Source organism: Streptosporangium sp. DT93, from assembly GCF_049844535.1.
GTDB lineage: Bacteria > Actinomycetota > Actinomycetes > Streptosporangiales > Streptosporangiaceae > Streptosporangium.
Genome location: NZ_JBNCLF010000004.1, coordinates 1 through 24650 on the forward strand (window position 1 = coordinate 1; position 24650 = coordinate 24650).

At 72.7% G+C, this 24650-nt stretch carries 21 protein-coding genes; 14 read left to right on the forward strand and 7 right to left on the reverse strand.

The window, feature by feature from the left end:
* Positions 1-150 precede the first annotated feature (150 nt).
* Positions 151-357, reverse strand: a complete 207-nt coding sequence (locus ACLQ2R_RS10390; protein WP_362814343.1) for a hypothetical protein — start codon at positions 355-357, stop codon at positions 151-153.
* A gap of 749 nt (positions 358-1106) precedes the next feature.
* On the opposite strand from ACLQ2R_RS10390, the gene ACLQ2R_RS10395 reads away from it, so the two are divergent.
* Together ACLQ2R_RS10395 and ACLQ2R_RS10400 are read left to right on the forward strand one after the other, a co-directional pair.
* Entirely contained in the window at positions 1107-1883 is a 777-nt protein-coding gene (locus ACLQ2R_RS10395) for a bifunctional adenosylcobinamide kinase/adenosylcobinamide-phosphate guanylyltransferase (RefSeq protein ID WP_425959176.1), read from the forward strand.
* 473 nt (positions 1884-2356) lie between these two features.
* Complete coding sequence (locus ACLQ2R_RS10400) at positions 2357-3214, forward strand: adenosylcobinamide-GDP ribazoletransferase (protein WP_425959177.1); 858 nt, start codon at positions 2357-2359, stop codon at positions 3212-3214.
* A 117-nt stretch (positions 3215-3331) separates the two neighbouring features.
* Here ACLQ2R_RS10400 and ACLQ2R_RS10405 read toward each other — a convergent pair whose 3' ends face one another.
* From ACLQ2R_RS10405 to ACLQ2R_RS10415, 3 genes are all read right to left on the reverse strand, one after another.
* Complete coding sequence (locus ACLQ2R_RS10405; RefSeq protein WP_425959178.1) at positions 3332-4282, reverse strand: CPBP family intramembrane glutamic endopeptidase; 951 nt, start codon at positions 4280-4282, stop codon at positions 3332-3334.
* A gap of 291 nt (positions 4283-4573) precedes the next feature.
* Positions 4574-5566, reverse strand: coding sequence for a DUF1648 domain-containing protein (locus tag ACLQ2R_RS10410; RefSeq protein ID WP_425959179.1), 993 nt, complete (start codon positions 5564-5566; stop codon positions 4574-4576).
* A 38-nt stretch (positions 5567-5604) separates the two neighbouring features.
* On the reverse strand, positions 5605-5952 hold the full coding sequence (locus tag ACLQ2R_RS10415) for a GntR family transcriptional regulator (protein ID WP_425959180.1): 348 nt from the start codon (positions 5950-5952) through the stop codon (positions 5605-5607).
* A gap of 90 nt (positions 5953-6042) precedes the next feature.
* Between ACLQ2R_RS10415 and ACLQ2R_RS10420 the strand changes: the two genes are divergently transcribed.
* The 10 genes from ACLQ2R_RS10420 to ACLQ2R_RS10465 all read left to right on the forward strand — a co-directional run bounded on the left by ACLQ2R_RS10420 (position 6043) and on the right by ACLQ2R_RS10465 (position 18849).
* Positions 6043-7575: a leucyl aminopeptidase gene (locus ACLQ2R_RS10420; RefSeq protein WP_425959181.1), complete on the forward strand. Its 1533-nt coding sequence runs from the start codon at positions 6043-6045 to the stop codon at positions 7573-7575.
* A 255-nt stretch (positions 7576-7830) separates the two neighbouring features.
* Positions 7831-9210 carry a dihydrolipoyl dehydrogenase gene (gene lpdA, locus ACLQ2R_RS10425; RefSeq protein ID WP_425959182.1) on the forward strand — a complete coding sequence of 460 codons (1380 nt, stop codon included), beginning with the start codon at positions 7831-7833 and terminating at the stop codon, positions 9208-9210.
* 38 nt (positions 9211-9248) lie between these two features.
* Positions 9249-10790, forward strand: a complete 1542-nt coding sequence (gene sucB, locus ACLQ2R_RS10430) for a 2-oxoglutarate dehydrogenase, E2 component, dihydrolipoamide succinyltransferase (RefSeq protein WP_425959183.1) — start codon at positions 9249-9251, stop codon at positions 10788-10790.
* A 328-nt stretch (positions 10791-11118) separates the two neighbouring features.
* Positions 11119-12021, forward strand: coding sequence for a TIGR01777 family oxidoreductase (locus ACLQ2R_RS10435; protein WP_425959184.1), 903 nt, complete (start codon positions 11119-11121; stop codon positions 12019-12021).
* Positions 12022-12061: 40 nt separating this feature from the next.
* Positions 12062-12799, forward strand: a complete 738-nt coding sequence (locus ACLQ2R_RS10440) for a Type 1 glutamine amidotransferase-like domain-containing protein (RefSeq protein WP_386232498.1) — start codon at positions 12062-12064, stop codon at positions 12797-12799.
* Positions 12800-12827: 28 nt separating this feature from the next.
* Positions 12828-13505 carry a lipoyl(octanoyl) transferase LipB gene (gene lipB / locus ACLQ2R_RS10445; RefSeq protein ID WP_425959185.1) on the forward strand — a complete coding sequence of 226 codons (678 nt, stop codon included), beginning with the start codon at positions 12828-12830 and terminating at the stop codon, positions 13503-13505.
* Between the two features lie 150 nt (positions 13506-13655).
* Positions 13656-14585 (forward strand): lipoyl synthase, encoded by a 930-nt coding sequence (lipA, locus tag ACLQ2R_RS10450; protein ID WP_425959186.1) that lies wholly within the window; start codon positions 13656-13658, stop codon positions 14583-14585.
* A gap of 189 nt (positions 14586-14774) precedes the next feature.
* Positions 14775-17270, forward strand: a complete 2496-nt coding sequence (locus ACLQ2R_RS10455) for a beta-glucosidase (RefSeq protein ID WP_425959187.1) — start codon at positions 14775-14777, stop codon at positions 17268-17270.
* An 89-nt stretch (positions 17271-17359) separates the two neighbouring features.
* A complete protein-coding gene (locus ACLQ2R_RS10460; RefSeq protein ID WP_386232488.1) occupies positions 17360-18037 on the forward strand; it encodes a DUF4191 domain-containing protein in 678 nt (225 codons plus the stop codon).
* Entirely contained in the window at positions 18037-18849 is an 813-nt protein-coding gene (locus tag ACLQ2R_RS10465; RefSeq protein ID WP_425959188.1) for a class I SAM-dependent methyltransferase, read from the forward strand. Before ACLQ2R_RS10460 ends, ACLQ2R_RS10465 begins: the two co-directional genes overlap by 1 nt.
* Here the strand turns inward: ACLQ2R_RS10465 and ACLQ2R_RS10470 are convergent.
* From ACLQ2R_RS10470 to ACLQ2R_RS10480, 3 genes are all read right to left on the reverse strand, one after another.
* Positions 18846-19979: a serine hydrolase domain-containing protein gene (locus tag ACLQ2R_RS10470; RefSeq protein ID WP_425959189.1), complete on the reverse strand. Its 1134-nt coding sequence runs from the start codon at positions 19977-19979 to the stop codon at positions 18846-18848. The two genes, ACLQ2R_RS10465 and ACLQ2R_RS10470, sit on opposite strands and share 4 nt — an antisense overlap.
* A gap of 101 nt (positions 19980-20080) precedes the next feature.
* Positions 20081-21127: an RNA polymerase subunit sigma-70 gene (locus ACLQ2R_RS10475; RefSeq protein WP_425959666.1), complete on the reverse strand. Its 1047-nt coding sequence runs from the start codon at positions 21125-21127 to the stop codon at positions 20081-20083.
* A 183-nt stretch (positions 21128-21310) separates the two neighbouring features.
* On the reverse strand, positions 21311-21772 hold the full coding sequence (locus tag ACLQ2R_RS10480; RefSeq protein ID WP_425959190.1) for an RDD family protein: 462 nt from the start codon (positions 21770-21772) through the stop codon (positions 21311-21313).
* Positions 21773-21890: 118 nt separating this feature from the next.
* Here ACLQ2R_RS10480 and ACLQ2R_RS10485 point away from each other — a divergent pair, with 118 nt between their 5' ends.
* Together ACLQ2R_RS10485 and glnA are read left to right on the forward strand one after the other, a co-directional pair.
* Entirely contained in the window at positions 21891-22931 is a 1041-nt protein-coding gene (locus tag ACLQ2R_RS10485) for a hypothetical protein (RefSeq protein WP_425959191.1), read from the forward strand.
* Positions 22932-23092: 161 nt separating this feature from the next.
* Positions 23093-24517 carry a type I glutamate--ammonia ligase gene (glnA, locus tag ACLQ2R_RS10490; protein ID WP_386232472.1) on the forward strand — a complete coding sequence of 475 codons (1425 nt, stop codon included), beginning with the start codon at positions 23093-23095 and terminating at the stop codon, positions 24515-24517.
* Positions 24518-24650 lie beyond the last annotated feature (133 nt).

The following is a 24650-nucleotide window of genomic DNA, read 5'->3' on the forward strand; positions in this document are numbered from 1 at the left end:
CGGGGGGGGAGGTGCCGGGGGTCCGCCCCGGGCCGGGGGGCCCGGGCCCGGGGGGGGGGCCGGGCGCGCGACACCCCGCGCGCCGGCAACACCGCCGTTCACCCTCGCCCCGATTCGCCTTCGCTTCGCTTCACCGAGGTCCGGACGGGTTCACTCTGGACGCAGCGACATTCCCTCGTACTCGACGCGCTCGCCTTCGAGCAGGGTGACCTTCTCGACCCCGGCGTCCAGCAGCTCGCGCCAGCTCTCACCGAGCCACGACTCGGCGTCGGCCTGGCTGGGGAACGTGTCGGACGGCGTCACGCCCTCGACCAGCTCGCCACCGTTCGCGTTTTCGTAACGCCAGCGCCACGTCATGCCACAGCTCCTTCTCGCGGGTCTCGCCGTTGCCCCTCGTCGGCTCAGCGAACCCTACCTCTCCGAGCCGCCCACGGGCGTGGAGGCGTGATCACGAACCCGTGCCCGTTCTCCGCGCACCGGCTCTCCACACACCCTTGCCCCACATACCCGATCTTCGTGTCCCGCTGTTTCACACCCGCTCTTCGCGCCCCCCGGACCTGGAAACGTGATCGCGGTTTCGGCCACGCCTTCCGGCTTCCGGTACGGGCAAACGATCACAGAACCCGTCCCCCTCCCCCGTCTCCTCCGCCCCCTCCGCCACAAGGGCGTGCGCGGCGCCCCCGTACGCTGCGGCTGTCCATCGCCTCCGCCTCCGGTGGAGGCCCCGACCTCTTCGACCTGACGGGAGACCGGGTGTGAAGGTCCTGATCTCCGGTACGGCGAGTACGGCGGGCTGGCCCGCCCCGGGGTGCGGGTGCGCCTCGTGTGCCCGCGTCACCCCCGGCCGGCGCCGCACCCGCGTACTGCTCGGCGACGCCGCCTCCCACGACGACAACCCGTCGCCCCACATTCCCGTCCTGCCACCCACCGGTCCGCTCCCGCCCGGCCATCACGTCCGGTCCGGCCCCGACGGCCTCACCGTCACCACACCGAACGGCCGACGCGTCCTGTACGCGGCCGCACAGGCCGTGGAGGCAGGGGAAGCCGTAAAGGCGATGGAGGCCGTAGGGACCCGGACCGGGGATGACGCACAAGGCGCGGGGGGTGTGGAAGTCCGGACCCCCGGTCCGGGGCGCGGGCTGGACATGGTTCTGGTGGACGTGCTCGATCGGCCCGAACGGCTGGGGGACCTGAGGCGCCGGGGCCTGCTGGACGAGCGGACACACGTGGTGGCCGTCGACGTCGACCACCGGGTGCCGACGGAGGCGGAGCTGGACCGCAGAGCCGCGCTGTGGGGAGTGCGCGTCGTGGTGGACGGCACGGTCATCGACCTTCGTGAGCTCCCGCCCGTCCTTCCCGCCCCACCTCGGCGGACCCTGCTGCTCGGGGGGAGCCGATCCGGCAAGTCGGCGGAGGCCGAACTCCGGCTCGCGGCCGAACCCGACGTCCTCTACATCGCGACCGGGCCGTCCGGGGACGGCGACCCCGAGTGGTCGCGCCGCGTCCGCGCGCACCGCGACCGCAGGCCCGCCCACTGGAGGACCGCCGAGACCACCGATCTGGCCGAGGCGTTGCGGTCCGCGACGAGCCCGCTGCTGATCGACGGGCTCGGCACCTGGATCACCGCCGTCTTCGACGAGTGCGGGGCCTGGTCGGGCGGGGACGGCCTCGACGCGGTCGCGGCCCGGTGTGACGAGCTGGTGGCGGCCTGGCGGCAGACCCGTGTCCGGGTCGTGGCGGTCTCCGACGAGGTCGGTCTCGGCGTGGTGCCCTCCACCTCCAGCGGCCGGATGTTCCGAGACGCCCTCGGCCGCCTGAACCAGCGCCTGTCCGTGGAGTCGGAGGACGTCGGCCTCGTCGTCGCCGGTCGCCTCCTCGGCTGAACCCGACAACGGCTCCCCTGTCGAATCCGCCACCCGTCGCGCCCTGAACCGAGTCCACCACCTGTCGTCTCCGCCCCCGTCGTGTCCCGAACCGAGTCCACCACCTGCTCATCTCAAACCGAACCCGATACCCGTCGGCCCGGACCGAACCCGGCACCGGTCATCTCGGACCGGATCCGCCGAGGTGCGACAGGGGCAGACTAGGATCACCGGTCATGCCCGAGCCCCCCTCTTCGGAGAGGCCTCCGACACCTCTGGAACCGCCCGCCTCCCCCGAGCTCCCCGCACCTCCGCAGCCCCCCGTGCCACCTCAGCCCCCCGTGCCTCCGGCACCCCCCACGCCTCCGGAACCGCCCACGTCCCCGGAACCGCCCACGTCCCCGGAATCGCCGGCGCCTCCGGAATCGCCGGCGCCTCCGGACAGGCCCTCGACGACGGCCGACGGAATCCGTCTCTCGGTCGGCACGCTGAGCGTGTTCCCGGTCCGGCCCGGCGTGGTCGACCGCCGGGCCGGAGGCGTCGCGATGGTGGTCGCCCCGCTGGTCGGGGTGGTGATCGGGCTCGTGGCAGCGCTGGTGTTGACGATCTCGCTGTGGGCGGCGATGACCCCGCTCCCGGCGTCGGTCCTGGCGGTGGCGACCGTGGCGCTGCTCAGCCGGGGACTTCACCTCGACGGGCTGGCCGACCTCGCCGACGGGCTGGGCAGCGGGAAACCCGCCGATCGGGCTCTGGAGATCATGAAGCGGTCGGACATCGGCCCGTTCGGGGTGGTCACGCTGATCTTCACCCTGCTGATCCAGGTGACCGCCCTGCACGAGACGATCCGGGCGGGAACGGGGCCGATCACCCTGGTCGTGGCCTGCGCGGCCGGACGCCTCGCCCTCACCTGGGCCTGCCGGACCGGCGTCCCGCCCGCCCGCCCCGACGGCTTGGGCGCGATGGTCGCGGGCACCGTCCGTTGGGGCGCCGTACTGGTCGTGACCGTGCTGACGCTCGCGGGAACGACGGCACTGGCCTGGATTCACGACCTCGGTGTCCTGGGCGGGTACGCCTCCCCCTCCTTCGGAGACGGCGACCGGGATTACGTGGGTTACGTCAGTTTCGCCCCCGAGGGGAACTTCCTCGTGGACTATGGCCTCACGGCGGGTCTCGGGCCGTTCCTCGCCCCCTGGGGTCTTCCCCTCGCCGTGGCGGTGGGCCTGCTGGCGGCCTGGGTGGTAGGACGCCGGGCCGTGCGGCGACTGGGCGGCGTGACCGGTGACGTGCTCGGCGCCCTCGTCGAGACCGCCACCGCTGCGACGCTGCTGGCGTGCACGGTGCTCGCGACCTGAGGTCGCGAGCATCCTCGACCGGTGATCGGTCACCGACCACCGGCCGGCCCCCCAGGACGGCGGTCACCGAACACCGGTCATCGACGACTGGCCACAGGCCACCGATCGTCCTCCCCCTCAGGACGGGTGGGAAGACGCCGGGTGGGCAGGCGGGGCGGCCGGAACGGGTGCCTCGGCGGGAAGGCTCTTGAACAGCAGAGCCGAGACCACGACCAGCAGCACGGACCCGACCAGGCCCGTGATCCCCGCGATCGCGAGAACGGGCGGGTCGGCCGCGTCACCGACGAGCATGATCATGCCGGCCGAGGCGTTCAGCGATCCGTGCCCGACGACCGCCGGCCAGACGCTCCCGGAGTACAGCCGGAGCCAGCCGAGCAGCGCGCCGAAGGCCACACAGAAGATGACGAACATCGGCCCCGCCCACGCGCCCAGGTCGGGGTAGTTGTATCCGCGCAGGGTGAGCGGGAAGTGCCAGACCCCCCAGATCACCCCGGACACCAGAAGCGCCCGCCAGGTGCCGAGCGGCGCCAGACGCGGCAGGAGCCACCCGCGCCATCCCCACTCCTCCCCGAAGGCCGCGATCGAGTTGATCAGCGGAGCGATCAGGACCATAGCCGCGAGCTGCACCGCCACCAGGGTCGCGGAGTCCATCGCGAGCGGCCCCGTGACGGAGGCCGCCATGGTCCCCTGGAAAAGGCTCAGACCGTGCAGGTCGAGGGAGAGCAGGCCCAGGGCGACGCTGAGCGCGATCGCCACGACGACCAGGACGGGGATGCCGAACCACCCCAGGGCGAAGAGCGCGATCGTCCGCCCCCGCCGGTATCCCAGCCCCAGCCCGGTCCGCCCGGCCCATTCACGCCAGGTGGTGCCGGGGCGCCCGAGCCGCCTGGCGCGCGCCAGGACGGCGAGGACGCCGAGCGTCGGTGTGAACATCATCGCCAGCGCCGTCACGAAGAACAGGGGGGCGCCGGTCAGCGTGTCCGCGGACCAGAGGGGGAGGACGAACAACCAGGACAGGCCGAACGCGACGAGCAGGAACAGCCACAGATCGGGAAGACGACGGAGCATGGGACCACCTTCGGGTGTGGAGGGACGGTACAGATCGGGCGCCAAAGCACGGGAACGAGTGGCGAGCGGGCACCGAGGGGAACCGAACGGACATCGAAGGGCGGGCGTCTGGGACGGCGGGAGGTGTCGGGACAGGCGGTGCCGGAGCAGGACGGGTGCCGAGGACGCCGGGAGAAGCGCTGGAAAGCGGTGGGAGAAGTGTCGGGGACGCCGGAAGAGGTGTCGGGGGTATGCGGGGGACGGGGGTGCTGATGGATACCGGGAGGTGCCGGGGAGGGCCCCGGAAGGGGGTCAGCGCGCGCCGGGCCCCGTGGACTCCCTGGCGACGAGGGTGTTGATCAGAGCCGCGCCGTTCTCGGCGTCGTCGATCGAGATGGCGAGCCGGCCACCGGAGACGTAGCCCAGCACGAGGCACTCCCCGCCGCGGAGCATGACCGTGGTCGCCCCCGGCAGGCCGCGGATGCCCCAGCCGCCGACACCGGAGGGGAACCGCTCCTCCGACCAGGCCCGCTCCACCCGCCGGATCGGGACGCGCCACCGGGGCAGGCGCAACGGCCCGTAGAAGAGCACTATGCCCTCCTCGGTGACCTGCACCCGCACCGAGCTGAAGACCATGCCCACCAGCCCCACGAAGATCAGGGTGCCCGCCATGCTCCACAGGGTGCTCTCGCCGCCGAGCAGGGCGAACACGGCGCACCCGGCCCCGGCGGCCAGCAGCGATCCGCCGAGGGCCACCAGCGGGACGTTGCTCACCGAGGAGACCCAGACCGCGCGCTGGTCGGCTCCCAGCGACAGCCGCCGCACCCCGGCGGACGCCTCCGGCACCTCGTCGGGCCCCGGCCTGGCGGCGATGGCGCCGAGCCAGCCGCCCGCCACCAGCCCGAGGACCGCGATCAGCGCGCCCCACCCCAGGGGGCCGGCCCGCCACCAGACGGGGGCGTCCAGGTTGACGGCCAGCGTGAGGGCCTCGATGCCCAGGAGGAACAGGCCGCCACCGCCCAGCAGGGCGCCGAGGCCCATACGGCCGCTCCTGCGCCTGATCGACCGGCTGCCGACGAGGGCCGACACGACGACCACGCCCGCCATCACCACCCACACGACCACCTGGAACAGCAGGAAGGCGGCGAACGGCGTGGAACGGTCGGGGCCGCCGGAGAGGCCCCAGTGGGTGGCGAGCGGGTCCGGCAGCCGATCGCGCAGCATCAGCGGCGCGGCCACCAGCACGACGGCCACCAGCACGGACCAGCCCACGGCCACGGCCAGGAAACGGGCTCGCAGGTTCATATCGATCATTCCCTTCATGGACCGGGCCCGTGGCCCGGTCACGACAGTTCCCTGATGAGCTCGATGACGTCGTCGTGGCGGTAGCCGTACTGGACCGCCTCGGCGAGCAGGGAGCGCAGTTTCTCCTCGATGACGCTGCGCGGGTCGGGGCGGTTGAGGACGCTCACGCCGCGTCCCCGCCGGAACTCCAGCACGCCCTCGTCGCGCAGGTCCCGCAGGGCGCGCAGCACCGTGTTGGCGTTGATCCCCAGCGCGGCGGCCACGTCCCGCGCCGGCGGGAGACGGTCCCCCGGCGCGTAGGACCCCTCGGCGACGGCGCGCCTGATCGCCTCGGCCACCTGCTCGTGCAGCGGCCGGGGGTCGTTCAGATCTAATCTGATCAGCATGATGCTATCGACATTAGCATCATCACCCCGGATGGTGCCACCCCGAACAGCACCATCGTGCGATAGAATTCGTAGGACGAACCCTCGTTTATGCGTACCGTGAAAGCCCTACTAGCATCGGCCTACGTGACCACTGTGCGGCTGAACCCAACTGACAACGCTGTCTCGTTCGACTCCGACGCGCTGGTCGTCGGAGTGCACACCGGGCCGGACGGCCTGATCGCCGCGCCCGGGGCCGAGGGCCTCGACGAAGCGCTCGGCGGCAGGCTGGCCACCACGCTCGCCGGCATGGGCGCCAAGGGCGCGCCGGGCGAGATCTCCAAGATCCCCACCTTCGGCGCGCTGACCGCTCCCCTGCTGGTCGCCGTCGGCCTGGGTGAGGCCCCCGCCGACGGGGCGGGCCACGACGCCGAGGTGCTGCGCCGGGCCGCGGGCACCGCCGTCCGCGCCCTGGCCGGAACCGGCCGCGTGGCGCTGGCCCTGCCCGCCGCGACCGGCGCCGCCGCCGGCGCCGTCGCCCTGGGCGGCCTGCTCGGCGCCTACGCCTTCACCCGGTACCGCACCACCGGCGAGCAGAGCGCGCCGGTCGCCGAGCTGACCGTGCTGAGCGACGCCGAGGGGGCCCAGGCCGCGATCGAGCGCGCCACCACCCTGGCCGAGTCGGTCTCGCTCGTCCGCGACCTGGTCAACACCCCGCCCTCGCACCTGTGGCCGGCCCGTTTCGCCGAGATCGCCGAGCGGCTGGGCACCGAGGCCGGCCTGTCGGTGGAGGTCCTGGACGAGACCGCGCTCAAGGAGGGCGGCTACGGCGGCATCGTCGCCGTCGGCCAGGGGTCGGTCAACCCGCCCCGCCTGGTCCGCCTGGCCTACAGCCACCCCGAGGCCGGCACGAGGCTCGCCTACGTCGGCAAGGGCATCACCTTCGACTCCGGCGGCCTGTCGCTCAAGCCGACGACCGCGATGGACTGGATGAAGTCGGACATGGGAGGCGCCGGAGCGGTCCTCGGCGCGCTCCTGGCGATCGCCCGGCTGGGGCTGAAGGTCAACGCCGTGGGCTACCTCTGCCTGGCCGAGAACATGCCGAGCGGCACCGCGCAGCGCCCCTCCGACGTGTTCACCAGCTTCTCCGGCAAGACCGTCGAGGTGCTCGACACCGACGCCGAGGGCCGCCTGGTGCTGATCGACGGCATCGCCCGCGCCGCCCAGGACGAGCCCGACGTGATCGTCGACGTGGCCACGCTCACCGGCGCGCAGATCGTCGCGCTGGGCTGGCGGACGGCGGGCGTCATGGGCAACGACGACGCGCTGCGCGCCGAGGTGGTCGAGGTCGCGGCCGAGCAGGGCGAGGGCGCCTGGCCCATGCCGCTGCCCGACGAGCTCCGCAAGGGGCTCGACTCCCCCGTGGCCGACATCGCCAACCTGCACCCCGAGCGTTTCGGCGGCATGCTCACGGCCGCCATCTTCCTGCGGGAATTCGTGCCGGACGGAGTCCGTTGGGCACACATTGACATGGCCGGTCCCGGTTTCAACAAGGGTGAGCCGCACGGGTACACGCCCAAGGGCGGCACCGGGGCGATCACCCGGACGCTGGTGGGCCTGGCCGAGCGTCACGCGGGCGAGTGACCCCCACACGCTGCTCGCCGGCCCCCTCGGGCCCTCGTGGCCGCGCAAGCGGGTCACGGGCGATGTGGACAAATGAAAAGATGCGGTTGCCGGGGCCGGGCCAAGGGCGCTCCCCGGCACGGCGCCGAGCCGGGTCAGGCGGCGGTGCGGATGCGATCGGCGATCCGCGCGGCCGGACGGGGTCCGGGAGGGGCGCGACCGTGCACACGACGAACACGATGAACACGGCATTCCGATCCGACAAGGAGCTTTCCTGTGGCTGATGGCAGCGGCCCGTACGACATCGTCGTCCTGGGTGGCGGCAGCGGTGGCTATGCCTGCGCTCTGCGGGCGGCCGAGCTGGGCAAGACGGTCGTGCTGATCGAGAAGGACAAGATCGGCGGCACCTGCCTGCACCGGGGGTGCATCCCCACCAAGGCGCTTCTGCACTCCGCGGAGGTCGCCGACGAGACCCGGGAAAGCGCGACCTACGGCGTGAGGGCGAAGTTCGAGGGCATCGACGTGCCCGCGGTGCACGCCTTCAAGGACAAGATCGTCAACCGCGCCTGGAAGGGCGTGCAGGGCCTTCTCAAGGGCAAGGGCATCACGATCGTCGAGGGCGAGGGCCGTCTCGCGGGCCCGAACCGGGTGACGGTGGGCTCCGACGTCTACGAGGGCCGCAACATCGTGCTGGCGACCGGCTCCGCGCCCAGGACGCTGCCCGGCCTGGAGATCGACGGTGAGCGGATCATCACCAGCGAGCACGCGCTCAGGCTCGACCGGGTGCCCGGCTCCGTGGTCGTCCTGGGCGGCGGCGTCATCGGCGTGGAGTTCGCCAGCGTCTGGCGCTCCTTCGGCTCCGAGGTGACGATCGTCGAGGGCCTGCCCCACCTGCTCCCGCTGGAGGAGGAGTCCAGCTCCAAGCTGATCGAGCGCGCCTTCCGGCGCCGCGGCATCAAGCAGGAGCTCGGCGTCTTCTTCGAGGGCGTCAAGACCACCGACACCGGCGTGGTCGTCAGCCTGGCCAACGGCAAGACGCTGGAGGCCGAGCTGCTGCTCGTCGCGGTCGGCCGCGGCGCGGTCTCGTCGGGCCTGGGCTTCGAGGAGGCGGGCGTCGCGATCGAGCGCGGCACCGTCACGGTGAACGAGTTCTGCCAGACCAGCGTGCCCGGCGTGTACGCGGTCGGCGACCTCATCCCGACCCTGCAGCTCGCCCACGCCGGCTTCGCCGAGGGCATCCTGGTGGCCGAGCACATCGCCGGCCTGAACCCGGTGCCGATCGACTACGACGGCGTGCCGCGGATCACCTACTCCGACCCCGAGGTCGCCTCGGTCGGCATCACCTCCGCGCAGGCCAGGGAGCGCGGCCACGAGATCGTCGAGTTCACCTACGACCTCGCGGGCAACCCCAAGAGCCAGATCCTGCAGACCCAGGGCGCGGTCAAGATCATCTCGGCGAAGGACGGCCCCGTCCTCGGCGTGCACATGGTCGGCCGCCGCATCGGTGAGCTCGTGACCGAGGGACAGCTGATCTACAACTGGGAGGCCCTGCCCTCCGAGGTGGCGCAGCTGATCCACGCGCACCCGACCCAGTCCGAGGCCGTCGGCGAGGCGATGCTGGCGATGGCCGGCAAGCCCCTCCACGTCCACAACTAAACGTAAGCCCTCACTCGGAACGCGAGAGAAGACAACCCATGCCGAAGTCCGTACAGATGCCCCAGCTCGGTGAGAGCGTCACGGAGGGCACCGTCACCCGCTGGCTGAAGAAGGAGGGCGAGCGTGTAGAGGCCGACGAGCCGCTCCTCGAGGTGTCCACCGACAAGGTGGACACCGAGATCCCCTCCCCGGCCGCGGGTATCCTCACCAAGATCGTGGTGGCCGAGGACGAGACCGTCGAGGTCGGCGCCGAGCTGGCCGTCATCGACGAGAACGGCACCGAGGGGGCGGCCTCGCAGCAGACGCAGGAGCCGGCCCCCGAGCCGGAGCCCGAGCCCGAGCCGGAGCCGCAGCAGGCCCCGCAGCAGCAGGCGCAGCCCGCCTCCTCCATCCCGCAGCCCGCCCCGCAGCAGGCACCCGCCCAGCAGCAGGCCCCGCAGCAGCAGGCCCAGGCGCCCGCGCAGCAGCAGGCTCCCGCCCAGCAGGCGCCGGCCCAGCAGGAGCCGCAGCGGCAGGAGCCGGCCCAGGCCGTCCAGGCCTCGCCGGCCGCCCCGCCGTCCCCGATCGCGGCGCCGGCCGCCGAGCAGGCCGCGCCGTCCTCGGGCGACAGCCCGTACGTGACCCCGCTGGTGCGCAAGCTCGCCGGCGAGCACGGCGTGGAACTGGAGTCGCTGACCGGCACCGGTGTCGGCGGGCGCATCCGCAAGCAGGACGTCCTGGAGGCCGCCCGCTCCCGTCGCGAGCAGGCCGCCGCGGCCGAGACCCCGGCCCCGCAGGCCGCCGCCCAGGCCCCGGCCGGCCAGGCGCAGGCCGCCCCGGCGCAGGCTCCCGAGCCGGTCGCGGTGGACACCACGCTGCGCGGGCGTACCGAGAAGATGTCGCGGCTGCGCCAGACCATCGCCAAGCGCATGGTCGAGTCGCTGCAGGTCTCGGCCCAGCTCACCAGCGTGGTCGAGGTCGACGTCACCAAGATCGCGCGACTGCGCGAGACGGCCAAGGCCGAGTTCCAGCGGCGCGAGGGCGTCAAGCTCTCGTTCACGCCGTTCTTCGCCCTGGCCACGATCGAGGCGCTCAAGCAGCACCCGAAGCTGAACGCCACGATCAACAGCGAGACCAACGAGGTCACCTACTTCGACACCGAGCACCTGGCCTTCGCGACGGACACCGAGCGCGGCCTGATCGTCCCGGTGATCAAGGACTCGGGCGACCTCAACATCGCCGGGCTGGCCCGTAAGATCGCCGACCTCGCCGAGCGCACCCGTACCAACAAGGTGAGCCCGGACGAGCTCACCGGCGGCACGTTCACGCTGACCAACACCGGCAGCCGCGGCGCGCTGTTCGACACCCCGATCCTCAACCAGCCGCAGGTCGGCATGCTGGGCACCGGCGCGATCGTCAAGCGCCCGGTGGTCCTGGACACCCCCGACGGCGAGGTCATCGCGGTCCGCTCGATGATGTACCTGGCGCTCAGCTACGACCACCGCCTGGTCGACGGCGCCGACGCCGCCCGCTTCCTGACGACGATCAAGCGTCGCCTGGAGGAGGGCCGCTTCGAGAACCAGCTGGGCCTGGGCGGCTAGTCTTCTCCGCTCCCCGGGGGCCGGTCCGCGACGTCGCGGACCGGCCCTCGCGCGTTTTCCCACCGGGGCCGCCCCCGGAGGCGGTGCGCGGCCCTTGCCCCTCTCCCGGCCCGGCCCCGGTCGCGGTCCCGCCCCGGCCCGGCCCCGGTCGCGGTCCCGCCCCGGCCCGGCCCCGGTCGCGGTCTCCGCACCGGCCCGGCCCCGGTCGCGGTCTCCGCACCGGCCGGTGCCCGCCCCGGCGGACGGCGCCGATCCACCGGCCGCGACGCGAATCCGGACGGCGCCCGCCTCCCGAAGAGCCTCGTGGAGGTCGATTACATTGGACGCTATGACGATCATCATGACCGGCTCCTCGGGCCTGCTGGGCACGGCCCTGGTCAAGGCCCTGCGGGACGACGGCGCCAGGGTGGTCCGTCTGGTACGGCGGGTGCCGCGCGGCGACGAGGAGGCCTTCTGGAACCCGGCCAAGGGGGTTCTGGACCCGGCGGTCCTGGAGGGCGCCGACGCGGTGATCCACCTCGCGGGCGTGGGCATCGAGGACAGGCGCTGGAGCGACGAGCACAAGGGCGAGGTGGTCCGCAGCAGGGTCGAGGGGACCCGGACCCTGGCGGCCGCCCTGGCCGGCCTCGGCCCGCGGAAGGGGCCCGCCACGCTGCTGTCGGCCTCGGCGGTCGGCTTCTACGGCGACACCGGGGACCGGGCGGTGGACGAGACCGCCCCCGCCGGCGAGGGGTTCCTCGCGCGCGAGGTCGTGGTGCCGTGGGAGGCGGAGACGGCCCCGGCCGAGGAGGCTGGCCTGCGGGTGGTGCACCTGCGCACCGGCCTGGTGCTGACCCCGGAAGGGGGCATGCTCGCCCGGATCCTGCCGGTCTTCAGGGCCGCCCTGGGCGCCCCGCTGGGGTCGGGCCGGCAGTACTGGTCGTGGATCTCCCTCGACGACTGGGTGCTCGCCGTGCGGTACGTCCTCGCGAACCCGGAGATCACCGGCCCGGTGAACCTGACGGCGCCCGAGCCGGTCACCAACGCGGAGTTCACGAAGGTCCTCGGGGCGGCCCTGCACCGGCCCACGATGCCGCTGGCCGTGCCGGGGTTCGCGCTGCGGGCGCTGCTCGGCGAGTTCGCCGACGAGGGCGTGCTGACCGGCCAGCGGGTGCTCCCGCGCCGCCTGCTCGACGCCGGTTACCCGTTCCGGCATAAGCGTCTCGACGAGGCACTGGCCGCCGTACTCTAGGGTCCCTGTTCCGACCACCGGACATCACTGGGAGATCGACATGGGCAGGCCCGGGCATTCGCACATCGTCGCGATCGGGGGCGGCTCGTTCCGCCCGTCCGCCCGCCACGGATCCATCGAGGCGAGCCCGCTGCTCCGGTACGCCCTGGACCTGAGCGGCCAGGACCGGCCCCGGCTGGGCCTGCTGGCCACCGCCACCGGCGACGACTCCGAGTGGCTGCTGAAGATGTACGGCGCCTTCCGCGACTGGGACGTCGAGGTCAGTCACCTGTCCCTCTTCCCGATGCCCAACATCGAGGACCCGCGCGAGTGGGTCCTCGGCCAGGACGTCGTCTACGTCAGCGGCGGCAGCGTGGCCAACCTGGCGGCCCTGTGGCGGCTGCACGGCCTGGACGAGATCTTCGAGGAGGCCTGGCGGGCGGGGGTGGTGCTGAGCGGGCAGAGCGCCGGGGCGCTGTGCTGGCACGTGGGCGGCAACACCGACTCCTTCGGCCCCGAGCTGCGGGCCTGGTCCGACGGCCTGGGCCTGCTCCCCTACGCGTGCGGCGTCCACTACGACTCCGACCCCCAGCGGCGCGAGCTGCTGCACGCCTCGGTGGCCTCGGGCGAGCTGCCCATGGGGTACGCCGCCGACGAGGGCGTCGCGCTGCACTACGTGGGCACCGAGTTCATCCAGGCCGTCAGCGTGCGCCCGGGAGGCCACGCCTACCGGGTCGAGCACGACGGGTCGGGCGGCGCCAAGGAGTTCCGCATCGAGCCTCGGCTTCTCACACCATGACCACGAACGGGTCAACTACTCTTGAGCCGTGAGTGACCTGGCGATCGTCCGTCTTGGCGTTGACTTCCCCTATGAGCAGGCATGGGATCTTCAGCGGCGCATCCACGCCCGCCGGGTGGCCGACGAGATTCCCGACACCTGCCTGATGCTCGAACACGCGCCGGTCTACACGGCGGGCAGGCGCACCGCGCCGCACGAGCGGCCCTCCGACGGCACCCCGGTCGTCGAGGTCGACCGGGGCGGCCGCATCACCTGGCACGGTCCCGGCCAGCTCGTCGGCTACCCGATCGTCAGGCTCGGCGGCCCGCTCGACGTGAACGCCTACGTGAGGCTCCTGGAGGAGACCCTGGTGCACGTCTGCGCCGACTTCGGGGTGCAGGCGGGCCGGGTGGAGGGACGCGGCGGCGTCTGGGTGGCCGGCGACCCCTCGCACGGCCTGCCCGACAGGAAGGTCGGGGCGATCGGCATCCGGGTGACGGGCGGCGTGACGATGCACGGGTTCGCCCTGAACTGCTCCAACGACCCGAGCTGGTACAACCGGATCATCCCGTGCGGGATCAGTGACGCCGGGGTCTCCTCGCTCTCGGCCGAGACCGGCCGCCGCATCGTGGTGGACGAGGTCCTGCCGTACGCCGAGAAGCACCTGGCGGAGGCGCTGGGGGCGCGGTCCTTCGAGCTGCCCGAGGAGGACCTGTTCCGGCGCTGACCCGGGGCCGGTCGAGGTGGGCCCGGGGCACCGGCCCGGGGCGGCCGCAGCCTGCGGCGGGACATAAGCTGGAGGGGTGAGCGAGCGTGAGGACATGTACCGCACCTCGATGTGCACCACCTCGGTCCCGCGACCGATGAAGGAGCTCGCATGACCGTCTCCCCCGAAGGCCGCAAACTCCTCCGCCTGGAGGTCCGCAACGCCGAGACCCCCATCGAGAAGAAGCCCGAGTGGATCAAGACTCGGTTCAGGGCCGGCCCGAACCACACCGAGCTGCGCGCGCTGGTCAAACGCGAGGGACTGCACACGGTCTGCCAGGAGGCCGGCTGCCCCAACATCTCCGAGTGCTGGGAGGACCGCGAGGCCACCTTCCTCATCGGCGGCGACCAGTGCACCCGGCGCTGTGACTTCTGCCAGATCGACACCGGCAAGCCCAAGGAGTACGACACCGACGAGCCGCGCCGGGTGGCCGACTCGGTCCGCCAGATGGGCCTGAACTACGCGACCGTGACCGGTGTCGCCCGCGACGACCTGCCCGACGGCGGGGCGTGGCTGTACGCCGAGACCGCGCGGCAGATCCACGCGCTCCTGCCCGGCTGCGGCGTCGAGCTGCTGGTCCCCGACTTCAACGGCGACCAGGCCCAGCTGGAGGAGGTCTTCTCCGCCAAGCCCGAGGTGTTCGCGCACAACGTCGAGACCGTGCCGCGGATCTTCAAGCGGATCCGGCCCGCGTTCCGCTACGACCGCTCGCTGGGAGTGATCACCAAGGCCCGGCAGGCCGGTCTGGTGACCAAGTCCAACCTGATCCTCGGCATGGGCGAGGAGCGCGAGGAGGTCGTCCAGGCCATGCGCGACCTGCACGAGGCCGGGTGCGACCTGCTGACCGTCACCCAGTACCTGCGCCCCACCCCGCGCCACCACCCGGTGGACCGCTGGGTCAAGCCGCAGGAGTTCGTGGAGCTGCAGGCCGAGGCCGAGGCCATCGGTTTCGCCGGCGTCCTGTCCGGGCCGCTGGTGCGCTCCTCCTACCGGGCCGGCCGCCTGTACAAGCAGGCCGTCGAGGCCCGCCAGCACGCCTGAGCCCGCCGCCCGGTCCCTCACGGGGCCGGGCCCCGGAGCGCTCCCGCGCGGAGGGGTTCGCCCTGGCCGAGAGGTCGTCCGTGCCCCCGGGCCCGCTCCGCGTCCCCCGGGCCCGCTTCCGGCGTTCTTTCGTAAAGCTGTCACCGGCGGCCCTGTCGGCCGCACGGCCCGGCGGGCGAGACTGTCCGCGTGGACATCGAAGCGTTGATCGGAAAGCTCGACCTGGGCACCAAGGTGCGCCTTCTGACCGGGACCGACATGTGGTCTCTGCCCGCGCTCCCGCAGATCGGGCTCGACCCGCTGGTGATGAGCGACGGCCCGATCGGCGTCCGGGGTGAGCGGTGGTCGCCCGGCGACCCCTCGATCGCGCTGCCCAGTCCCACCGCGCTCGCCGCGACCTGGGACGTGGAGCTGGTCCGCAGGGCCGGGCGGCTGCTCGCCCAGGAGGCGCGGCGCAAGGGCGTGCACGTGCTGCTGGCCCCGACGCTCAACCTGCACCGCAGTCCCCTGGGCGGCCGGCACTTCGAGTGCTTCTCCGAGGACCCGTACCTGACGGGTGAGATCGGCGCCGCCTACGTCGAGGGCGTCCAGCGGGGCGGCGTGGCCACCACGCCCAAGCACTTCGTGGCCAACGACTCCGAGACCGAGCGGTTCACGGTGAACGTCACGGTCGACGAGGCGACGCTGCGGGAGGTGTACCTGGCCCCCTTCGAGCGGGTGGTGCGGGCCGGCGCCTGGGGGCTGATGTCCGCCTACAACGCGGTCAACGGGACCACGATGACCGAGCACCGGGCGCTCCAGCGCGACCTGCTCAAGGACGAGTGGGGCTTCGACGGCCTCGTCGTCTCGGACTGGACGGCCGCCCGCTCCACCGAGGCGACGGCCACCGGCGGGCTCGACGTGGCCATGCCGGGCCCGTACGGTCCCTGGGGCGCGAAGCTGGAGGCCGCGGTCCGCGAGGGCCGGGTGGCCGAGGAGGTCGTCGACGACCAGGTCCGCCGGGTGCTGCGCCTGGCCCTGCGGGTCGGCGCCCTGCGCCCGGCTCCGGAGCCCGGCGGCGAGGCCGGAACCGGGGTCGCGGTCGGCACCGGAGCTGGGAACGGGGCCGGGACCGAGGCCGGAACCCGGGCCGGGACCGGGGCGGGGGCCGGGGTCGCGACGGTCCTCCCGGCGGGCGAGGACGTCCCCGTCGACGGGGTGGCGCTGGCCAGGGAGGTGGCCGCGCGCTCGTTCACCCTGCTGCGCAACGAGGGCGGCCTGCTGCCGCTGACGGGCGTGCGGAGCGTGGCGCTGATCGGGTCCGCCGCCGCCGAGGCGCGGATCATGGGGGGCGGCAGCGCCCAGGTCTACCCCGACCGGATCGTCTCGCCCCTGGACGGGCTACGCGGGCGCGGGGACGTCGAGGTCCGCCACGCGCCGGGCACCGACCCCCGGATCCGGCTGGCGACGCTCGCCGTGCCCTGCAGCGCGGTCTTCCTGGACGCCGAGGGCGCGTCCCTGGCGGAGCACCCGCTGGCCGACGCCGAGGCCCGCTGGGTCGGCCGGCTGCCCTCCGACGTCGACACCGACCGGCTGGCGGCCGTCGAGATCCGTGGCGCCTACACCCCGGACGTGACCGGCTCGCACGCGTTCTCCCTGGTGGGGACGGGAGCGTTCACCGTCGTGATCGGCGGCGAGGTGGTCTTCGACGGGCTCGTCTCGCCTCCGGGCGACGACCCGGCGACGGCGTTCCTGTCGCCTCCGGAGCAGCGGATGACCCTCGCCCTCGCCTCGGGCGTCCCGGTCGAGTTGCGCGCCCGTCACCTCACGACGGCGTCCCGTGGCATGGCGTTCGTCGCGTTCTCCCTGGGGCACGCCGACCCCTCCCCCGGCGACGACGCGACGATCGCCGAGGCGGTCGCGACGGCCGCCGGGGCCGACGTGGCCGTCGTGATCGCCTCCACCACGCCGGAGGTGGAGAGCGAGGGGTTCGACCGCACCGGCCTCGCCCTGCCCGGCCGGCAGGACGAGCTGATCACCCGGGTCGCCCGGGCCAATCCCCGCACGATCGTGGTGGTCAACGCCGGTTCACCGGTCCTGATGCCCTGGCTGGAGGAGGTCCCCGCCGTCCTGCTGACGTGGTTCCCCGGGCAGGAGGCGGGTGCCGCCCTGGCCGACGTGCTGTCCGGCGACGCCGAGCCCGGTGGGCGGCTGCCCACCACCTGGCCGCTGCGCGAGGCCGACGTGCCCGTCCTGGACGTGACGCCGTCGGGCGGTGAGCTCGCGTACCGGGAGGGTCCCCTCGTCGGGTACCGCGCCTGGGAGCGGACCGGTCGCGTCCCGGCCTTCTGGTTCGGCCACGGACTGGGCTACACCACCTGGTCCTACGACTCCGTCGCCGTCACCGGGACCACCGTGACGGTCGCGGTGACCAACACCGGCACCCGCCCCGGGCGGGAGATCGTCCAGTTCTACCTCGCGCCGCCCGAGGAGGACCCGCGCCGGCCCGCCCGGGTCCTGGCGGGCTTCTCGGCCGTCGACGCGGCCCCGGGACAGACCGTGATCACCACGGTCTACCTGCCCGAACGCGCCTTCCAGGTCTGGGGGGAGCGGGGGTGGCGGACCGTACCGGGGGAGCACACCGTCGAGGTGGGACGCAGCGTCGCCGACCGGCGCCTGTCCGCGACCGTCACCGTGCCCGAGTAGGGCCGGGACAGGGCCGGGGCGCCGCCGGAGGGCACGGCCCGCAGGTCACGTTTTCACTTCTTGAGCCCTGGATTTGTATCCTTCAGAACATGGCCAAGAAGCCCGAAGACTCAGAGCGCCCGGGGCGCATCAAGCAGCTCCGCATGATCGCGGGGATCATCAAGCAGGCCAACCCCAAGGGGATGCCGATCGTCTACGCCTCCGCGCTGGGCACGCTCGTCCTGTTCGTGGTGATCGGCCTGGTCACGGGCTGGTGGTACCTGTTCGTCCTCGGGGTCATGCTGGCCCTGACCGTGGGGCTCGTGGTGTTCGGCCAGCTCGCCCAGCGGGCGCAGTACTCCATGCTGCACGGCCAGACGGGCGCCGCCGCCGCGATCCTGCAGAGCATGCGCGGCAACTGGGAGGTCACCCCGGCCGTCGCGGTCACCCGCGACCAGGACATCGTGCACCGCGTGGTCGGCTACCCCGGGATCGTCCTGGTCTCCGAGGGGCCCGGCAACCGCGTGCAGAGGATGCTCGTCGCCGAGAAGAAGCGCGTCCAGCGGGTCGCGCTGGACGTGCCCGTCTACGACGTGCAGTCCGGTGACGGCGAGGGGCAGATCCCGCTGGCGAAGCTGCAGCGCCACCTGATGAAGCTGCCCCGCAACCTCAAGAAGCCCGCCGTCTACGAGATCAACAACCGGCTCAAGGCGCTTCCGCAGACGATGCCGATGCCCAAGGGCCCGCTGCCGCGTGGCGCGAAGATGCCCCGCCCGAAGATGCGCTGATGTCCCTCGCCGGGGTGGGCCGCCAGGGGGTGGACGCCACGACCACCTCCCGCGCCAACCGCGGCTGGTGGGACGGCGCCGCCGACGAGTACCAGGCGGAGCACGGGGAGTTCCTGCGCGACGCGGGGTTCGTCTGGTGTCCGGAGGGGCTGGACGAGGCCGACGCGCGCCTGCTGGGCGAGGTGGAGGGCAGGGACGTCCTGGAGATCGGCTGCGGCGCCGGGCAGTGCGGGCGCTGGCTGGCCGGTCGCGGCGCCAGGGTGGCCGCCTTCGACCTGTCCTTCCGCCAGCTTCAGCACTCCCGGCGGATCGACCTGGGCTCCGGCTCCGGTCCCGCCCTGCCGGTGCTCCAGGCGGACGCGGAGGTCCTGCCGTTCGCGGACGAGGTCTTCGACGTGGCCTGCTCGGCGTTCGGGGCGCTGCCGTTCGTGGCCGACGCCGGAGCCGTGCTGGCCGAGGTCCGCCGGGTGCTGCGGCCCGGAGGGCGCCTGGTGTTCTCGGTCAGCCATCCGGTCCGCTGGGCCTTCCCCGACGACCCCGGCCCCGCCGGGCTCACCAGCGACCGGTCCTACTTCGACCGTTCCCCGTACGTGGAGATCGGCGAGGACGGCCGGCCGTCCTATGTCGAGCACCATCGCACGATGGGCGACTGGATCGCCCTGATCACGGCCTCGGGGCTGACCGTGCGCGGCCTGACCGAGCCGGAGTGGCCGGCCGGTCACGACCGGGAGTGGGGCGGCTGGAGCCCGCTGCGCGGCCGCCTCCTGCCGGGAACGGCGATCTTCACCTGCGAGCGGGCTCCCGGCTCCTAGCGGCTCTTCGCGGCCTCCAGGACGATCCCGGCCAAAGCGTCGAAGGTGCCGAAGTCCCCGCCGCGGACCATGTTCTTGGTCACCGCGACGGCGGTCCCGGTGGCCGTGTCGGCGTAGGCGGCCGATCCGCCGCTTCCGGCCATGCCGAACAGGGTCGGGGCGTCGAGCCGCTCGGTGGCGCCCAGGGCGTACCCGAGACCTCTGCGGACCGGGCGGCCGATGATCTCGTCCACGCCGGCGACCGCCACGGCGGTGATCTCCCGCAGCCGCCGCGCCGGGACCAGCCGGACCCCGTCCACCTCCGTCAGCAGGGCGGCGTACATGCGGGCCACGGCGCGGGCGGACATGGTGCCGCCCGCCGGGATGTCGGAGGTCAGCACGTCGGCGCGGTTGCCGAGGGCGGCGTCGGGCATCGCGGCCGTCGGCGCCGCCGTGTAGCCGTCCACGACCCTGAAGAACGGGATGCTCGCGAGCAGCTCGGCGGGCATCTCCCCGCGCGCCTCGCCGGGCGGGTCCTCCAGCGGGGCCAGGCGGCCCAGCTCGGACGCGGGCACGCCGAAGAACAGCTCGTCCGCCACCCCCAGCGGGCCCGCCACCTCCTGTCGCAGGACGTGCGAGATCGGCGTGCCGGTCGCCCGGCGGACGACCTCGCCGAGGATGTACCCGTACGACTGGGCGTGGTAGCCGGTGCGGGTTCCCGGCTCCCACCAGGGCACGGCCGCGGCGATCGCCGCGCACATCCCCTCCCGGTCGCACAGGTCCTCCGGTGTGGTGTCGACCGGCACGCCCGGCACGCCCGCCGAGTGGGTCAGGGCGTGCCGCACCGTGGCGCGGTCCTTGCCGTGGGCGCCGAACTCCGGCCACAGCTCGGCGATCGGCGTGTCGTAGCCGAGAACGCCCCGCTCCACGAGCACGTGGATCACGGTCGCGGTGACGCCCTTGCCCGTCGAGGCACTGTAGAAGAGGGTGTCCGGGGTCACCGGACGCCCGGTGGCCGGGTCGGCGACGCCCGCGACGACGTCGACCACCTGTTCCCCGTCCCGGTAGGCGGCGACCTGAAGGCCCCGCTCGGCGCCGGTCTCCACGAGCCTGTCGGCGGCCTCCTGGACGAGCTTCTGCACATCGTTCATGGTCGATCCTCTTTCCTGTACGGCTTCCTGTACGGCAGGTGGTCGTTGTGACGGCCACGGGCCGCGAAAGGAATCGCCGCAAGGACGCCGGGGACGCGCGGTCACAGGGACGCGGGCAGGCCGAAGGCCGGGAAGAGCTCGGGGCCGAACGTCGTGATCTCGGTCACCAGCCCGTCCTCGACCCGCAGGACCCCCAGCCAGGAGCCGTGGTAGCCGGACTCGCCGGGACGCCGCAGGTAGGCCGCCGCGGCGGGCTGGCGGTTGGCGCGGGTGGGCAGGACGCGCCAGTCGCCCCACGCGTCCGGGCCGACCATGGCGTCGCGCCAGGCCTCGACGATCGCGTTCCCGCCCAGGATCCAGATGGGCGCGGGCGGCATCGTCTGCCAGGCGTCCGCGCGCAGCACCGAGGCCAGAACGGCGGGGTCGGCCTGTTCGACCGCGTCGATGTAGCGCCGCAGGGCCGCGCGTTCCTCCGCGGTCGGATCGGTGGACGGCGCCCAGTCCAGCCTCCGCGCGGGCAGGTGCTCCCGCATCGTCGCCCGTGCCCGCTGCAGGGCGCTCTTCACCGCCGCGACGCTCACCTCCAGCAGCGTGGCGGTCTCCGGCGCCGGCCAGCCGAGCACGTCGCGCAGGATCAGCACCGCCCGCTGCCGGGGTGGCAGGTGCTGGACGGCGGCCAGGAACGCCAGCTCGATCGTCTCCTTGGCGACCACCTCGGCGTCGGGTCCGGCGTCGGCCGGGGCCGCGGGCTCCAGCAACCGGTCGGGGTAGGGGCGCAGCCAGAAGACCTCGGTCGCTGGCGGCGAGGGCACGCCGGGGGTGGCCAGCACCGGCGTCCCGCGCGGGCGGGGGCGGCGCGGGTGGCGGTCGAGGTGGTCCAGGCAGGCGTTGGTCGCGATCCGGTACAGCCACGCCCGGAACGTCGAGCGTCCCTCGAAGGTCTCCCTGCGCCGCCAGGCACGCAGGAAGGTCTCCTGCACCAGGTCCTCCGACTCCTCCAGGGAGCCGAGCATGCGGTAGCAGTGCACCCGCAGCTCCCGCCGGTACCTCTCGGCGAGCGCGCCGAACGCCGTCTCGTCACCCGCCGGCGCGGCGGCCAGGACCGCGGCGTCCTCGGTCCGTTCCGGCGCCGTCCCGTCCTCGATCATCACGTCTTCCCTCCCGCTCGGGGTTCCGGCGGCGCGGCCGCCGACGGTGTGACGGCCGCGGTGCGGAAAAGGAATCGGTCGCGACGATGATCGTGGAAACGGGCGCGGGACGGAACCGGCGGGCGGAGGAACCGGGCGGGCGGCACCGGATCCGGCGGGCGCGAGACCGGTCGGAGGCGCCGGTCAGAGGCGTACGACCACGGTGTTCGCCGCACGGTCGTGCAGGCCGCGCTGGTCGCGGTCCCAGATCAGGGCCGGTACGGCCAGGCAGAGCAGGAAGGTCCGGGCCAGGACGGCGACGAAGCCCGGCTGCCCGCCGCCGAGCGCCGCGACCCTGATCCTGAGCAGGCGCATCCCGAAGGTCATTCCCATGGTGCCGACCAGCAGGAGGTACTCGATCGCGAGGATCGCCACCGGCACCCACCCCTGCCGGGTGGGGTCGATCCCCAGCAGCCCCCGGCTGATGGCCCAGGTGCAGATCAGCCAGTCGATCAGCAGGGCGGCGATCCTGCGGCCGAACCCGGCCACCGCGCCGGGGCCCTCCTGGGGCAGCCCGAGCCGCTCCCCCGGGTGCCCGAGGTCGATCCCGGCCGATCTGACGCCGCCGAGCCAGGTCTGGGTCCACCGGGGCTGCTTGCTGCTCATGACCTCAACGGTAGCCGCCCCGGCCGCCGCCCCCGTATCCGCCCGGACCGGCTGTCGCGACCCGGTCCTGGTCATAGATCATTGGTGTCCCACCGCGCCTTCCCCCCGGAGAGACCCCGTGTCCGAGACCGACGACATCGACGAGCGTTTCACCGCGCTCACGGCCCAGATCTCCGAGCGGGAACGCAGGCGGATGCGCAGGAGCGCCGCACGGGAGAGGACGCGCCCGCAGCGCTTCCGGCGCTCCCTGCGTACCCGGAGGCGCTGGAGGAGGGTGGCCGTCGCGACGGCCCTGGTCGTGGCCGCCGGGGCGTTCGTCACCTACCGTCCCGATGTCGTCGACCGGTTCCGCGCCGGTGTCTTCGGGGGGTTCTCGGGCTCCGGCCGCCCGGACGGCGGGACGGGCAGGGCGGAGGCGGGCCTCGGGGCAGGGGCCTCGGGGACGGACACCCCCTTCGCGGGCTCGCCCGCCGCCGCGTACGCCGACGGGGTCAAGGGCCTGGTCATGCCGCGGGCGAAGGCGATGGGCGGGTTGAGCCGCAAGGAGGTGGCCGCGGCCGTACGGCGGGCCAAGGACATGCTGGTGGCCTCCCACCTGAACCGCGCGGTGCTCCTGGGCGGCAGGCCGAAGAAGCTGATCCGCCTGCTGGACCCCGAGCAGCGCGGGCCGTTCGTCAAGGGCCTCGACCACCCCTCCCCCAAGGGGGATTACCACAGCCGGAACTGGGTGACCAGCCTGGCCCCCGGGAGCTCCGAGCTCGTCGGCGACGTCGTCAAGGTCCACGGCAGAAGCGGGCTCTCGGTCTTCAGGGAGGACGGCCTCAGGGGCGTCCGGGTCAAGGTCAACTACCTGTTCGTGTACGCGATCCGCCGGCCGGGACGACCGGAGACCCTGACGAGGCTCGTCGTGCACAGCACCGGCAGGCTGGAGGCGTGGAAGGACGAGAGGGACCGGGGCGAGCTGCGCTTCTGGGTGAGCCGGTGGAACGTCGGGGGCAGCGCCCCGGCGCGGTGCGACGTCGACGACGGGTTCGTCCACCCGTTCTACCCCGACTCGGCACCCGACACGAAGGTGGACGTCACCGCCCCGCCGGTGGACCCCTACTCCCTGGAGGAGGAGGGGCCGCAGGAGTGCTCGGTGCTGCAGTCAGGGACGTGAAACTCCCGTAAAGGAAAGACGCGCCATACCCGCCCAGGCCGGGCCTGAGCACTAGCGTGGAAGCGACGTTCGCTTAACACGGGTGAAACAAACGAGACACGGCACGGTAACGGCCCAGGCATACGTTCGGTGTGATGGCCCGTGCCCCATGGGAGGTTAGAGTGTTCAACTCCGCCGACGACGTCCTGACGTTCATCAAGGACGAGGGGGTCCAGTTCGTTGACGTCAGGTTCACCGACCTGCCGGGAACGACGCACCACTTCACGTTCCCCTCGGAGAACTTCGGAGCCTCCGTCTTCACCGACGGCCTGATGTTCGACGGCTCGTCGATCCGCGGTTTCCAGGCCATCCACGAGTCGGACATGCTGCTGCTGCCCGACCCCTCCACGGCCGTGCTCGACCCGTTCCGGCAGCACAAGACGCTGAACATCAACTTCTTCGTGCACGACCCGCTGACCGGCGAGGCCTACAGCCGCGACCCGCGCAACGTGGCCCGTAAGGCCGAGGAGTACCTCAAGGGCACCGGCATCGCCGACACGGTCTACTTCGGCCCCGAGGCCGAGTTCTACATCTTCGACGACGTGCGCTTCGAGACCAACGCCCATTCGAGCTACTACCACATCGACTCGATCGAGGGCGCCTGGAACAGCGGCAAGGCCCAGGACGGCGGCAACCTCGGCTACAAGCCGCGCTTCAAGGGTGGCTACTTCCCGGTGCCCCCGATGGACCACTTCACCGACCTGCGCTCGGAGATGGTCCGCAGGCTCATCGACTCCGGCGTCGAGGTCGAGATGCAGCACCACGAGGTGGGCACGGCCGGCCAGGCGGAGATCGACTTCCGGTTCAACACGCTGTTGAAGGCCGCCGACACGATGATGCTGTACAAGTACATCGTCAAGAGCACGGCTCTGGAGCACGGCCACACGGTCACCTTCATGCCCAAGCCGATCTTCGGTGACAACGGCTCCGGCATGCACTGCCACCAGTCGCTCTGGAAGGACGGCGAGCCGATCTTCTACGACGAGGTCGGCTACGCGGGCCTGTCGGACACCGCCCGCTACTACATCGGCGGCCTGCTCAAGCACGCGCCCTCGCTGCTGGCGTTCACCAACCCGACGGTCAACTCCTACCACCGCCTGGTGCCCGGCTACGAGGCCCCGGTCAACCTGGTCTACTCCCAGCGCAACCGCTCGGCGTGCATCCGCATCCCGATCACGGGTTCCAACCCGAAGGCCAAGCGCGTCGAGTTCCGGGTTCCCGACCCGTCCTGCAACCCGTACTTCGCCTTCGCCGCCCAGCTGATGGCGGGCATCGACGGCATCCGCAACAAGATCGAGCCGCTCGAGCCGGTCGACAAGGACCTCTACGAGCTTCCCCCCGAGGAGGCCCGCAACATCCCGCAGGTCCCGGGCTCGCTGTCGGAGGTGCTGGCGGCCCTGGAGGCCGACCACGAGTACCTGCTGGAGGGCGGCGTGTTCACGCCGGACCTGATCGAGACCTGGATCGCCTACAAGCGCGAGAACGAGATCGACCCGATCCGCCTGCGCCCGCACCCGCACGAGTTCGAGCTGTACTACGACGTCTGAGTTGTCGAGCTTCTGACCTGGTAAACACTGACGGTTCAACCCGTCAGGGGCACTCAGGCATGCCGCGAAAGGCCGTCGGTCGTCCCTCCGCCGAGGGCACGTCCGACGGCCTTTCGCATGCGCTCCTCCCCTG